The following is a 13,538-nucleotide window of genomic DNA, read 5'->3' as shown; positions in this document are numbered from 1 at the left end:
TTTCAAAAACCACAGATGTTTTTTAATTCCTTAGCTTTTGCTATTTTTTTACCAATCGTTTTTTTTCTATATTGGTTTGTATTCAATAAAAACAAAAGTACTCAAAATGCTTTATTAATTGTTGCCAGTTATTACTTCTATTCTTGCTGGGATTGGAGGTTTCTGTTTTTGTTGGTATTTTCTACTTTTTTGGATTATTATACAGGAATTCAAATTGAAAAAGGAAAAACAGAACGGAGTCGAAAGTTTTGGTTCTGGCTTAGTATTTTAGTTAATTTAGGTTTTTTAGGGGTTTTTAAGTATTATAACTTTTTTGCATTATCATTTGCAGAATTATTAAGTTCAGCAGGGTTAAAAAGCAGCCCATTATTATTAAATGTAATTCTTCCGGTCGGAATTTCATTTTATACTTTTCATGGGTTATCCTATGTAATTGATATTTATTACAAGCGTATAAAAGCCGAGTACAACTTTGTAGATTATTCCTTATTTGTAAGTTACTTTCCGCTTCTTGTTGCCGGGCCAATAGAGAGAGCAACACATTTATTACCTCAGGTGAAGGTAAAACGAGAGTTTAATTTTCAAACTGCTAAAGAAGGGGTTTGTCAAATTATTTGGGGGTTAGTTAAAAAAGTAGTGATAGCAGATACTTGTGCGACTTATGCTAATGCCATTTTTGATCATTATCCTTCAATGAATTCTTTCTCTCTTATTTTGGGGGCCGTGTATTTCGCATTCCAGATTTATGGTGATTTTTCGGGATATTCAGATATCGCTTTGGGAGTATCAAAACTATTTGGTTTAGATCTGCTTAGGAACTTCAATTACCCCTATTTCTCCAGGGATATTGCAGAGTTTTGGCGTCGATGGCATATTTCGCTTTCTTCTTGGTTTCGTGATTATTTATACATCCCTTTAGGAGGAAGTAAAGGTGGATTATGGATGAAAATCAGAAATACATTTATCATTTTCGTAGTAAGTGGATTTTGGCATGGAGCTAATTGGACTTATATCGCATGGGGATTTATAAATGCCATGTACTTTTTACCATTGCTTTTATCAAATAGTAACAGGAATAACATAGATGATATTAAGCTCAGCTTCAACTTTGATTCGATAAAAGTACTACTAAGTATTCTGTTTACCTTTTTGATTACTTGTATAGCGTGGGTGTTTTTTAGAGCCAAAACAATTACGGATGCTGTATCTTATTTAAAACGAATAATTTTCAATAGAGATTTTAATTTTCAATATCTGGACAACGAGAGATATAACTACGAACTATTGTTGATGATAGGACTATTTGTTTTAGTAGAATGGAATAATCGAACTAAAGTAGAACCCTTGTCAGGGAAAAGAAGTATGCTGAGGGTTGCTTTGGCCATAGGAGCGGTATTGGCATTTGGCACATACTCAGATTACAAAGAATTTATATATTTTCAGTTTTAATGAAACAATTTTTAATTTATACAGCTAAGATTTTAGCAACAGTATTACTGATTGCAATCTTGTTGGACGGGGTGTATACATTCATTTTTTTGCAATCAAAAAACAGAGGAAAAATTGAAACTGTTTTTAATTCTAAAGCTCAGAAATTAGATGTGGTAATTTTAGGTTCTTCGAGAGCCAATAACCACTTTGTCGCTCAGATGTTTGAAGACAAAGGATTGAAAGCTTTTAATTATGGTATGAGTGGCGGACATTTGTTTGAAGCTTCATTGATGTTAAAATTAATGATCGAACGAAAATATGAAATCAAAAATGTAATTCTTGAGGCCGATTTGAATCTTTCAAATGATCAGGAAGCAGAGGGTATTGCAGCTTTGTTTTTGCCTTATATTCACAATTCAAATGTCATTCGAGAGCATTTTTCGAATCAGGAAAACTTCAACGAGTTGTATTATATCCCATTCTATAGATATATAAAATATGATTCTAAAATCGGATTTAGAGAAACTTTCTTCACAGCAATTCATAAAAAAACAAATTCATTAGATAATTTAGGCTATTATCCGTTGGAGAAGCACAAGAATGGTAATATGAAAAATAATATTGTCAATCTAAATCCCTTACCCCATAATAAATATTACGAAGAGATTAAAAATATTTGTAAAGCCAACAATATCAATTTTATTGCTGTAATGACACCAATGTGTGAAAATGTTATAGGGATGAATTATTTTGATAAAGTAAAAAAAGCTTATCCGGAAATTTACAATTATGAGAATGTTGTCGTAGAAAATAAATATTTTTCATCTTGTGGACATATGACTAATACCGGAGCAACAATGTTTACCTCCCGAATTTTAAAAGACTTTTTCGGTAAATAAATTATGACAATAGCCTTTTTAACACCCGAATACCCACATTTTAAAACTGGAAATTCCGGAGGTATTGGAACAAGTATTAAGAATTTAGCACTTGGTCTTTTAGCAAAGGGTATTTTAGTTCGGGTTCTTGTGTATGGTCAGAAAGAAGAAGGTATTTTTAATGATGACGGAATTGTTATTCAGCAAATAAAGAATGTAAAATTTAAAGGATTATCATGGTTCCTCACTAGGAAAAAGATAGAAAAGATTATCGATCAGCTGTATACTGCCAAAGAGATTGATTTAGTAGAAGCACCTGACTGGACAGGAATCACTTCCTTTATTCAGCCTCGTGAATGTCCTTTAATAATCCGATTACACGGCTCAGATGCTTATTTTTGCCATTTGGACGAGCGCCCTGTTAAATGGGTAAATAAATTTCATGAAAAACATGCTTTAAAAAAAGCAGCTGCTTTATTGTCTGTAAGTCAATTTGCAGCAGTTACAACAAATGCTGTTTTTGGTTTAAATGAAAGCTTCACAGTTATTCCGAATCTTATTGATATAGATCTGTTTAAGTCAGTGAAGAGTTTTTCTCAGAGCGATAAAAATATACTCTATTTTGGAAGTTTAATTAGAAAAAAAGGACTTCTGGAGCTACCTTACATTTTTAATAAAGTAGTAGAGAGTAATCCGGAGGCAAAACTAGTTTTAATTGGTAAAGATGTACCGGATATTGTTTCTGGTAATTCTTCGACCTGGAAGATGATGCAGGAATCATTTTCAGAAAAGGCAAATAAACAGGTGTCATATTTGGGGAGTATTCCTTATTCTGAAATTAAAAGTAAAATAGAAGAAGCAACAATTTGTGTGTTTCCTTCATTTGCTGAGGCTTTTCCGGTTTCGTGGCTTGAGGCTATGGCGATGCAAAAAGCAATTGTAGCGTCAAATATCGGTTGGGCAAAAGAAATGATTGTTGACGGAGAAAGTGGTTTTTTGGCTCATCCTTCCAATCATGATATATTTGCTGCTAAAATCCTTCAGCTTTTGAATAATCCAGTCGAGGCAGAAGAAATGGGAGAAAATGCAAGAATTAGAGTAGAACAGTTTTTCAGTAGGGCAAAAATAGTGGACGACAATATTAATTTTTACAGAAAAGTAATAAATCAGGAATAAATAAATGAAACTGAATGAATTTATAACAACTGGTGGAGAGATTATTCTTTACAATGGACAGCCTGATTTAGAAAAACTGGAAGATCTGTGTTCCGGTGCTGGAGATATCTGGCATAGTTCATTTGAACAGGGGTACAAAAATGCCTTTCCTGAATTAGTATATCAAACTGCTACTTTCTTTTGGTACATAAATGATTTTGATAATTTGGACAAATGTGTAAGTTGGAGAATTAACCCAAACTCGTTTGCAGTTCGTAAATCTGTATGGGAAACTTTAGGTGGGTTTGATTCTGAATATAAAAACAATCAAATGCAGGCGCTGGATTTTGGTTATAATGCTTTACGAAATTCTGCAGCAATTCCCCTTTATGTAAAAGATTTATTCAAAGAGACTATTAAAGAGGAAATAAACATAACAGTAAAAGACAGATATATTTTTTTTATAAAAAACTTCAAAAAAGAGCACTCTGTTTTTATGCTTTATAGAGAAGGTTTATGGAAATGGAAGGAATGGAATGCTTATTTTTTTGCAAAGAAAAATTTTAAGATATCAAAAATAAAACCACTTGTCAAGCCTCGAAAATTAAACGAAATAAAAGAGAAACCTTCTGTAAGTTACATTATTCCAACAATGATGCGACAGAATTTTACTCTCAGTTTATTAGATGATTTGGTCAATCAAAGTTATCCGGTTTCTCAGGTGATTGTAGTTGATGCTACTCCGAAAGAACAAAGAAACGAAGTACTTTATCAGGAAAAAAGATATCCTTTTGAATTAATTGTAAAATGGCAAGAGACCAAAGGAAGTTGTAGAGCGAGAAATGAAGCGATTGATTTATGTACAGGCGATTATATCGTTTTTGGGGATGATGATATTCGATTTAAATCAGATTTTATAGAAAATCATCTCAAAGTATTACAAACGTATAAGACATATGCTAACAATGGTTTAGATATTAGGGCTGATAATGAATACCAACAATTAGAAGATCTTGATTTAAAATTAGAAAAGTTAAAGGATCAGAGATGGAAAATTGGTGTTTCAGATACATTTAGTAATGCCAATTCTTGTGTAAAAACAGAGTATGTTAGAAAATTAAAGGGAAACGATGTTAATTTTGACGGAGGTTATGGTGAAGATAGTGATTTTGGTTTTTCACTGGCTAAATTAGGAGTTGTACTGGTTTCAAACCCATTTTCTCCAATTTTGCATTTAAAACCCCCAGTTGGAGGTTATCGTTTTTGGGGTAATCAGGCTAAAATTTTAGGAAAAAAAAGAAAAGCTCAGCCTTGGGAACAAGGAGAAGCTGTAAAATGGATAAAACCAGTTCCTAGCCCAACAGTTATGTATGGAATTATAAAGAATTTTACACCGCAGCAAGTAATAGAATACAAACACAAACATTTTTTTCTATATCTTTTTAAGGGGGCTAAAAGAGGCTTTTTTTATCGTTTTTTGAGATTACCCTATAAAAACCTGCAATTTAAAAAGTCCCTGTTTTATGCTGGCAGATTAATAGAATTAGGAAAGAGGCATGAATAAACCGGAATCTTTGATACAATCTATTACATTACTAAAATCTTCAGAAAATCGTGAGATTCTGTTCGATAATCAGATGAACAAAGTTATCATTGATTTGTCTTCGATTAATCTTTCCGATTGTAATTCATTCGATATAAAAATTGTTTTTTCGGAGCCGGTAGCACAGTTTAGAAACCACGACTATACATGGCAAAAATTGAGAACTAATTTTATAGCTAATGAGTTTAGTCCCAAAATTGTAAAATTTCAGAATGATAAAGTCGTTCAGGCAAACATAACAAGTGGAATTTGGGAAATTGATAAAAATGCCCCATGTGTTTTGTTATGGAGATTTAATCCAGAAAATGCTGCACCGATAGCAAGTTATTTGGGAAGTGAGAATAGAAAAACAGCTTATCAGGCAAGGCAAAAGTTTGATTTTGTTGAAAATCCGGCATTATTATATCCTAAAGAATGTGGGATTGAGTTTAGCAGGTCTAAAATTCCATTTTCTGCTGTAGCTTGTTTCACAGATCATTGCGATTTTGACACTGAAGAGAATTTGGTCATACAAAGAAAGTTTTTCAATGAACACCAAATAAAAATTACTAAAGGATTCTTTTTAAATCATTTTTCTAAAAGAGATAATAACGCCTCTTATCAAAATCAGGCAGAAGAATTATTAAAATGGAGTGAATCCGGACACGAATTGTGTTATCATTCGCTTTCACAATCTCTGAAATCAAATGATGCAAGTTTTCAGGATTTTAAACAGTTCAAACCTCCATTTGATCCAATTAAAGTATGGATTGATCATGGGTTTCAGCCTTATAATTTTTCTCTTTTAAGAAAAGGTGTTTTAACCGATTGTGATTTTGAAGAAATTCTACAAGATAAAAAAATTAATACACTTTGGAATTACATTGATTCAGGTACAGCAACTACAGGAGTTATCAATCAATTTAACACGGAACATTTTACACTATCAGGGTTTTATAATGGGAATAAAGATCAGGGATTTGCGAAGGAAATACAGTTAATAATTAAAAATATTATTTTTCATTACTACAATGATGAGGATTTAATTTCTAAGTACAGAAGTACAGCGTCAAATTTTAAAAAGGTATTTTTTCAAAAAAAAATAAAATCATTTTTTCCACTAATAAATGATCTTTTAAAACTTGGAGCTTCTATTTTTTCTGTTTTATTATTTTGGAAGACGAAGAAAAATAGGCCTTATAAATTAGCAAAATATTCTCCTATCGTTTTTAAACATAGTATTGCAGAGAAAGAATTTTATATTTTTCAAACTTTAGAAATGCTGGATTTTAAAAAATCTTTATCTCAGGAGAATATTAGTACTTTGATCAATGAAAGTGGTGTTTTTATAGCACATACCTATTTTTCAGTTCCGATGCATTATCATAAAGGAAGATTATTTTCTTCATCGGCTATAATAGATGAAAAAGTGTCTAAAAATTTCGAATTTTTAGGAAATAAAATTAAAAACAACGAGATCTGGAACCCAACTCTAACTGAGCTAATTGAATATTGGTCCGGATTTGAAAATTTATTATTAGATATAGATTTTCAAGGAAATCTATTCGAGAAAAGTAATACGGGTTTACAAATGCGAAAAGTAGTATAATTAAAAATGAATCATAAATTAAAAACTATATTATTTAAGACATTAGCTTTATTGCCCAATAAAGTTGGTGATTATTGTTATCATAAAATTCAAAGTTTTTTTGATAAATCACCATTAGAAGATCGTTTAAAAAGTGTTGAGTCAACGTATTTAAGACTTTCCAAAGTTTTAAAAGATTTGAATATAGATGCAAAAGGGCGGACTGTTTTTGAGTTTGGTTCTGGCTGGTTTCCTGGGATGCCTTATTTTTTTAAATATAAGTTTGCGGTAAAAAAAGTCTATACTTTTGATATCAACCAGCATTTTAAAAAAGAAACTGTTTTAGAATTAAATGGTCTGTTTTCTAAAAGATATAATTGTGAGGTTCTGGCGAATGTAGATAGTAAATATGGACTTCCGACTGATGTTGAATATTTTCCGAAGTACAATGTTGTAAATAATTGTTTTCCAGATGCCGATATTGTTTTTTCACGTTATGTACTTTCACATATGAATGAGAATGACGTTGATGCATTGCATGAAAAAATGAAGAAGGAGCTTAAAAAAGGCACTTACGTCATTCATTTTATATCACCAAGTGATTTAAGACAACATGCAGATAGTAGATTGTCTATGCAGGATTTTTTGAAGTATAGTAAGAAAGAATGGAATCGAATTCATACCAAATTTGATTATCATAATCGTTTAAGATTACCTCAATTTCTTGAAATATTTAAAAAGTATAATTTTGAAATTATGCATTTAGATTATGAAAGTCTTAACGAAGGAACTCAAAAGTATAATCTGTTTAAAGAAGTACTATTGCACGAAGATTATCGTAAGTATTCTCATGAAGAATTAACAGCGGGTAATATTTTAGTAGTTTTAAAAGTATAGTTTGATGAATACACCATTGCGATTTTCTTTAATTGTTTGTACTTACATGCGTGCTGATTCTTTGTTATTGTTACTAAAATCAGTTCAAAAACAAAACCTTTATCCAAACGAAATTTTAATAATTGACGGGTCAACCAATAAAGAAACTAAGGTTATTCTGGAGGAAAATAAATTTGATAACTTAAAGTGTTTTTTAGTTTCAGATGAAAACAGAGGACTAACGAAGCAAAGAAATTTTGGAATATCCAAGCTAAGTACGGATAGCGAAGTAGTTTGTTTTTTAGATGATGATACAGTGTTAGAACCCAATTACTTTTTTGAGATCATAAAAACATTTCAAACCAATTTTGATGTTGCGGGAGTGGGAGGAGTGTCGATTAATGACAATAAATGGAAATTTCAAAACAGTGATTTTTTTTACAATAAGAAAAAATATTACTTATTTGAAGGTTTTTTTTACAAAGAAGGAGCACGTAATGTGGTGAGGAATTATTTAGGTCTTGGATTTCCTTTAGACTCCGGAAAAATGCCAAACTTCTCACACGGTCGTACTTCTGGATTTCCAATTACCGGAAAACTCTATGAAGTAGATTTGCTTATTGGAATGTCGATGGCATTTAGAAGAGATGTTGTCGATCATATTAAATTTTCTAAATTTTTTGAAGGTTATGGTCTTTATGAAGATGCAGATTTTAGTTTAAGAGCCCTTGAATTTGGTAAAAATGCTATTAATACAAATGCTCAATTGTCTCATTTTCATGCTCCTTCAGGACGCCCTAATCAATATCGTTATGGGAAAATGGTAGTACGTAACGGTTGGTATGTTTGGCGCGTTAAAAACCCAGATCCAATTTTTAAAGACCGTTTAAAGTGGAATTTAATAACAGTACTTTTAATCTTAATTCGCTTTTCAAATGTAATTACAGAACAAAAGAAAAAAGAAGCCCTTACTGAAGCTTTGGGAAGAAGTATTGGCTTTTTGAAGTTATTTGTTAATAAACCAAAGCTAAATTCATGAAGTTTTTGATTGTTACACATGTTCCTCATGTTCTGAATGAAAACCAGTATTTTGGTTACGGCCCTTACATTCATGAAATGAATATTTGGCTTAAATATACTGATGAGGTTACTATTCTTGCACCATTGAAGAGTAAAAAGCCAACTACAATTGATACCGCTTACCAACATAATAAAGTCAATTTTAAAAAGGTACCTGATTTTAGTTTTACCAACTTTAGTAATAGCTTAGTTTCGATATTTAAGTTACCAATAATTTTCGGGAGAGTTTTTTGGGCAATGAAAAAAGCAGATCATATTCATTTGAGGTGTCCGGGGAATATGGGGTTAATTGGTTGTTTGGTTCAGATTTTACTTCCAGGGAAGATAAAAACAGCAAAATATGCTGGAAATTGGGACCCAAAAAGTAAACAGCCCTATACTTACAAAATTCAAAAATGGATATTAAATAATACTTTTTTGACTCGTAATATGACAGTTTTAGTTTATGGTCAGTGGGAGAACCAATCAAAAAATGTAAAACCTTTTTTTACTGCTACTTATTTAGAATCTGAAAGAGTTTTTGTAGAGAAAGCAGATTTTAATTCAGTACTAAACTTCATTTTTGTTGGGAGTCTAGTTTCGGGCAAAAATCCTTTGTATGCTGTAAAATTGATTCAAGGATTAAGAGATAATGGATATAAAGTAGTTTTAGATTTGTATGGAGAAGGTATTGAGAGGGAGTCCTTGAAAAAGTATATTAAAATAAATAATCTCGAAAATTTCATCATTTTGCATGGAAATCAAAATCGAAATACTCTAAAAAAAGCTTATCAAAAAAGTCATTTTGTGGTCTTACCATCAAAAAGTGAAGGCTGGCCTAAAGCTATCGCTGAGGGAATGTTTTGGGGGTGTATTCCTATTGCAAGTAACGTTTCATGTGTAGCTTATATGCTGGATTTCAGGAATAGAGGTATTTTGTTAGAAATGAATTTAGATCAAGATATTAAACAAATCGAAAAATTAATTGAGGATCATGGTAGTTTTGAAACAAAAAGCAACTTATCGGTCAAATGGTCTCAATATTATACCACAGATCTTTTTGAAACTGAAATACAAAAACTCCTAGCCAAATGAGAATTGTTCAAATCATAGATTCTTTAAACGCTGGAGGAGCAGAACGGATGGCTGTGAATTATGCTAACGCATTAATAAAGAAAGTAGACTTTTCAGGCTTAGTTGCAACTAGAAATGAAGGGAGTCTGAAAAAACAAATAGATTCTCAAGTGTCTTATGTATTTCTCAAAAAGAAGAGCCTTATAGATTTGCGTGCAGTTTTTCGTCTAAGAAAATATATTACAGGAAATAAAGTTGACATAATTCACGCGCATAGTTCCTCATTTTTTATTGCAGTACTAGTCAAATTGACTTTGCCCAGAATAAAAATTATTTGGCACGACCACTATGGAATGAGAGAAAAAGAAACTAAGGAAGGAAACAGAGTTTTGATTTTTTTATCGGTTTTCTTTTCTTCCATTTTTGTGGTTAATCATCAATTAGAAAGTTGGAGTAAGAAAAACATGAAGTGCTCGAGGGTAGTTTTTATTCCTAATTTTGTAATTTCTAAAGATGGAAATCAGGAAATAACCAAACTGAAAGGAAATGCAGGTAAAAGAATTGTCTTTCTGGCGAATTTAAGAAATCCAAAGAATCACATTTTAATTTTGGAGGCATTTCGAGATCTTAAATTAGACGAAGCCGGTTGGAGTCTTCATTTAATTGGTAAAGACTATTTTGATTCATATTCAGACAATTTAAAAAGATTTATAGCATCACATGTTTTGCAGGATTACATACATTTGTATGGAGAAAAGAGTGATGTTAAATACATTTTATCACAAGCCTCGATAGGAGTTTTAGCCTCAACAAACGAAGGATTTCCAGTGACATTAATAGAATATGCATTAGCGAATTTAGCTGTTGTTTCGACAAACGCAGGATATTGTTCAGTGATAATTGAAAATAATTATAATGGACTGTTGTTTGACTCATCTTCTGTCGCTGGAGCAAAGACTCAATTATTAAAATTAATAGAGGATAACATTTTTAGAGAGAAAATGTCAGAAAAGTTTAATCAATCCGTTTTGGAAAATTATTCGGAAGAAATTGTGATTGAAAAATTAATTTTGGCATATAAAAGAAGTAAAAAATGAAAAATGTTTCTTTGTCTTATAATTATCTGCTTATACTGCATGCAGCAATTGCTTTAGTACTTTTTGCAGTTCCTTTCTTGTCTAAAATTTATGCACTCTTAATTCCTGTTTTAGGTTTTTTTCTTGTTTACCGAACCAAGAATAAAAACAATGAGGTTATTTTGGTTTCTGCATACTTAATTGGAGTTGAGGTTCTTTTGCGAATGACCGGAGGCAATTTAAATAATGAGTTTGTAAAGGTCACAGTGATTTTTTTCATGCTCCTGGGTATGATATATAGCAATTTTTCCAGCAACGCATTTGTGTACTTCTTTTTCTTGATTCTGTTAATCCCAGGTATTTTAATTACAGCTACAGTACTCGATGGTTCAGTAGATGTGAAGAAATCGCTGGTCTTCAATTTATCAGGTCCAGTCTGTTTAGCAGTATGTTCTATTTACATGTTTAAAAGGAAAATTTTGTTTTCTGATTTGCAAAATGTATTAATGTCAATGGGATTACCAATAGTCAGCACAACTTTTTATTTATTCTTGTACAATCCTAGTGTTAGAGATGTGGTAACCGGAACCCAATCCAACTTTGAAACTTCAGGAGGTTTCGGACCCAATCAGGTTTCGACTGTTTTAGGATTGGGTATATTTATCTTTTTTACGCAATTAGTACTGTTCTCTAAATCGAATAAAATGATGATTTTAAACGGAGGATTATTAATTTTTATAACCTATAGAGGAATTGTAACCTTCTCAAGAGGAGGCGTTATAACTGCAGTTGTTATGATTGTTTTTTTGTTGCTTTTACTCTATAGTTTTTCAAATGCTAGAGGAAAGAAGAAGTTTGTATTAGTTTTTGCATTAACGGGGTTAATAGCTGTTGGAGTATGGACTTATTCTTCTCTACAAACAAAAGGGCTTATTGAAAAACGCTACTCAAATCAGGATGCGCGTGGTAGACAGAAGAAAGATCGTTTAGGAGGAAGGGAACAAATTATGAATGAAGAATTAAAAATTTTTATGGATAATCCCGTCTTAGGTGTTGGAGCTGGGATGGGCAAACAAATTCGAAAAGAAACTTTTGGAGAAGAAGTTGCTTCACACAATGAAGTTACCCGAATGCTTAGTGAGCATGGTTTGTTTGGTATTTTGGGACTTTTAATAATTTTTGTAACACCTTTGATTTTGTATATTAACAATCGACAACATCTATATTTTTTATCTTTTTTTGTCTTTTGGCTGTTAACGATTAATCATGCTGCCATGCGTACTGCAGCACCAGCTTTCGTATATGCACTGTCATTACTTTTTGTTCAGGTTAAAATTCCTGAAAAAGCAGAAAATTCCGTCGATTAAGTTCTTTTTTTTATAATACATTTGCCTCAAGTTTAAGCCCCTAACAAACTTATTAAATGTTTTCAAACCATAAAATGCATTTCGAAATTTCGGAAAGAAAAGTATTACTTCTTCTTTTTGATGTTGTTTTTATTTTGTCCGCATTGTATCTGTTAAGTTTAGTATTTCATTATAACTATTTTGTTTTTGATAAGAAAAATTTTCCAAGTATACTTTTACTCCTGACTTATGTATACGCTTTTGGAATAATATTCGAAATGTACAATTTACAGGTTGCCAGCAGTCAGTTGCAAATTCTTCAAAGTGTAATTTTTACGGCCACAGCTTCAAGTCTGGCGTATTTGTTTACCCCTGTTTTATCTCCGGAATTGCCTAAACAGCGATTAATTATCGTAATTTTTTATTTTACAATACTTGTTACATTGTTATTGTGGCGTTTGTTTTATGTTTACTTTTTGGCATCGCATCGTTTTTCTCAGAATGTAGTTTTAATATGTGACCAGAATCAGGTTGAAGAATTGGTTTTGGGACTTGAGAATGTTGACCCGCATTATAAAATTATTGGTTTTGTTAATTCAGATGCAATTTCAGAAGAAGATTCAAATTTTCACTATGTAAAAGAAGTTAAAAAGAAAGATTTAGAGGAGTTTGTGGTGCGTAATCAAGTTTCGGAGATTGTTATTGCTTCCCAAAAAACAGATGGAATCACAGCCGATTTATACCAGCAATTACTTCACTTGTTAGAATCAGGAAATATTATCAGAGAGTATACTCAGGTTTACGAAAGTAAAACACAGCGTATTCCGGTACATTATATAGCCCGTGACTTTTATAGATTCTTTCCCTTCAGCAGAAATAATAGTAATAAATTATACTTGTTTTTTGTTCGTTTCATAGAGTTGTTGTTCTCCATTACCGGCCTGTTGATTTGTTTTCTGTTTATTCCCGTTATTCTTGTTACGAATTTGTTAGCGAATAAAGGGACTTTGTTTTACACGCAGGAACGCGTAGGTAAAAACGGAGTTGTTTTTAAAATCTATAAGTTTCGAACTATGGTAGAAAACTCGGAGTCTAATGGGATTGTTTTCGCTACTTCAAATGATAAACGGATTACGCCTTTCGGTAAAATGATGCGCAAATCAAGAATTGACGAATTACCGCAGTTTTTTAATATTTTAAAGGGCGATATGGCTGTAATAGGGCCAAGACCTGAGCGACCATTTTTTGTGGATGAAATAGCTCGTATAATGCCTTTTTACGAGACAAGACACGTTATAAAACCAGGACTTACTGGTTGGGCGCAAGTAAACTATTCTTATGGAGAATCTATAGAGGAGAGTTTGATCAAACTGCAGTACGACTTATACTATATCAAGCACAGAAGTATCTTTTTAGATTTGAGCATTACTTTTAAAACGATTACCACCGTTCTGTTTTACCGCGGACAGTAAA

At 31.8% G+C, this 13,538-nt stretch carries 11 protein-coding genes; all 11 read left to right on the top strand.

Annotated features, from left to right (window positions below; translation table 11 throughout):
* Nucleotides 1-15: 15 nt before the first annotated feature.
* From M4I44_RS01375 to M4I44_RS01325, 11 genes are read left to right on the top strand one after another with little or no spacing between them, the layout of a single operon-like run.
* Complete coding sequence (locus tag M4I44_RS01375) at nt 16-1,449, top strand: MBOAT family protein (RefSeq protein ID WP_249966309.1); 1,434 nt, start codon at nt 16-18, stop codon at nt 1,447-1,449.
* Nucleotides 1,449-2,330, top strand: coding sequence for a hypothetical protein (locus M4I44_RS01370; protein WP_249966308.1), 882 nt, complete (start codon nt 1,449-1,451; stop codon nt 2,328-2,330). Before M4I44_RS01375 ends, M4I44_RS01370 begins: the two co-directional genes overlap by 1 nt.
* A gap of 3 nt (nt 2,331-2,333) precedes the next feature.
* Nucleotides 2,334-3,485: a glycosyltransferase family 4 protein gene (locus M4I44_RS01365; RefSeq protein ID WP_249966307.1), complete on the top strand. Its 1,152-nt coding sequence runs from the start codon at nt 2,334-2,336 to the stop codon at nt 3,483-3,485.
* 4 nt (nt 3,486-3,489) lie between these two features.
* Nucleotides 3,490-5,028 carry a glycosyltransferase family 2 protein gene (locus tag M4I44_RS01360; protein ID WP_249966306.1) on the top strand — a complete coding sequence of 513 codons (1,539 nt, stop codon included), beginning with the start codon at nt 3,490-3,492 and terminating at the stop codon, nt 5,026-5,028.
* On the top strand, nt 5,021-6,655 hold the full coding sequence (locus M4I44_RS01355) for a hypothetical protein (protein WP_249966305.1): 1,635 nt from the start codon (nt 5,021-5,023) through the stop codon (nt 6,653-6,655). Before M4I44_RS01360 ends, M4I44_RS01355 begins: the two co-directional genes overlap by 8 nt.
* A gap of 6 nt (nt 6,656-6,661) precedes the next feature.
* The gene (locus M4I44_RS01350; RefSeq protein ID WP_249966304.1) at nt 6,662-7,531 is read left to right on the top strand and encodes a hypothetical protein; all 870 of its coding nucleotides are present in this window, start codon (nt 6,662-6,664) and stop codon (nt 7,529-7,531) included.
* A 4-nt stretch (nt 7,532-7,535) separates the two neighbouring features.
* A complete protein-coding gene (locus tag M4I44_RS01345) occupies nt 7,536-8,549 on the top strand; it encodes a glycosyltransferase family 2 protein (protein WP_249966303.1) in 1,014 nt (337 codons plus the stop codon).
* On the top strand, nt 8,546-9,664 hold the full coding sequence (locus M4I44_RS01340) for a glycosyltransferase (RefSeq protein WP_249966302.1): 1,119 nt from the start codon (nt 8,546-8,548) through the stop codon (nt 9,662-9,664). Before M4I44_RS01345 ends, M4I44_RS01340 begins: the two co-directional genes overlap by 4 nt.
* Nucleotides 9,661-10,740 carry a glycosyltransferase gene (locus tag M4I44_RS01335; protein WP_249966301.1) on the top strand — a complete coding sequence of 360 codons (1,080 nt, stop codon included), beginning with the start codon at nt 9,661-9,663 and terminating at the stop codon, nt 10,738-10,740. The genes M4I44_RS01340 and M4I44_RS01335 overlap by 4 nt, the downstream gene beginning before the upstream one ends.
* Entirely contained in the window at nt 10,737-12,086 is a 1,350-nt protein-coding gene (locus M4I44_RS01330) for an O-antigen ligase (RefSeq protein ID WP_249966300.1), read from the top strand. The genes M4I44_RS01335 and M4I44_RS01330 overlap by 4 nt, the downstream gene beginning before the upstream one ends.
* Before the next feature lie 56 nt (nt 12,087-12,142).
* The gene (locus M4I44_RS01325) at nt 12,143-13,537 is read left to right on the top strand and encodes a sugar transferase (protein ID WP_249966299.1); all 1,395 of its coding nucleotides are present in this window, start codon (nt 12,143-12,145) and stop codon (nt 13,535-13,537) included.
* Nucleotide 13,538: the final 1 nt, after the last annotated feature.

It is taken from the genome of Flavobacterium sp. B183, from assembly GCF_023539155.1.
Classification (GTDB): Bacteria; Bacteroidota; Bacteroidia; order Flavobacteriales; family Flavobacteriaceae; genus Flavobacterium; species Flavobacterium tructae.
Note: the sequence above shows the minus strand (reverse complement) of the source record. Positions and strands in the feature narration are given on the sequence as shown.

What these genes read in the sequence shown, in the direction of transcription:
- M4I44_RS01375 (WP_249966309.1), top strand. Translation starts at nt 16, where the DNA reads ATGTTTTTTAATTCCTTAGCTTTTGCTATTTTTTTACCAATCGTTTTT.
- M4I44_RS01370 (WP_249966308.1), top strand. Translation starts at nt 1,449, where the DNA reads ATGAAACAATTTTTAATTTATACAGCTAAGATTTTAGCAACAGTATTA.
- M4I44_RS01365 (WP_249966307.1), top strand. Translation starts at nt 2,334, where the DNA reads ATGACAATAGCCTTTTTAACACCCGAATACCCACATTTTAAAACTGGA.
- M4I44_RS01360 (WP_249966306.1), top strand. Translation starts at nt 3,490, where the DNA reads ATGAAACTGAATGAATTTATAACAACTGGTGGAGAGATTATTCTTTAC.
- M4I44_RS01355 (WP_249966305.1), top strand. Translation starts at nt 5,021, where the DNA reads ATGAATAAACCGGAATCTTTGATACAATCTATTACATTACTAAAATCT.
- M4I44_RS01350 (WP_249966304.1), top strand. Translation starts at nt 6,662, where the DNA reads ATGAATCATAAATTAAAAACTATATTATTTAAGACATTAGCTTTATTG.
- M4I44_RS01345 (WP_249966303.1), top strand. Translation starts at nt 7,536, where the DNA reads ATGAATACACCATTGCGATTTTCTTTAATTGTTTGTACTTACATGCGT.
- M4I44_RS01340 (WP_249966302.1), top strand. Translation starts at nt 8,546, where the DNA reads ATGAAGTTTTTGATTGTTACACATGTTCCTCATGTTCTGAATGAAAAC.
- M4I44_RS01335 (WP_249966301.1), top strand. Translation starts at nt 9,661, where the DNA reads ATGAGAATTGTTCAAATCATAGATTCTTTAAACGCTGGAGGAGCAGAA.
- M4I44_RS01330 (WP_249966300.1), top strand. Translation starts at nt 10,737, where the DNA reads ATGAAAAATGTTTCTTTGTCTTATAATTATCTGCTTATACTGCATGCA.
- M4I44_RS01325 (WP_249966299.1), top strand. Translation starts at nt 12,143, where the DNA reads ATGTTTTCAAACCATAAAATGCATTTCGAAATTTCGGAAAGAAAAGTA.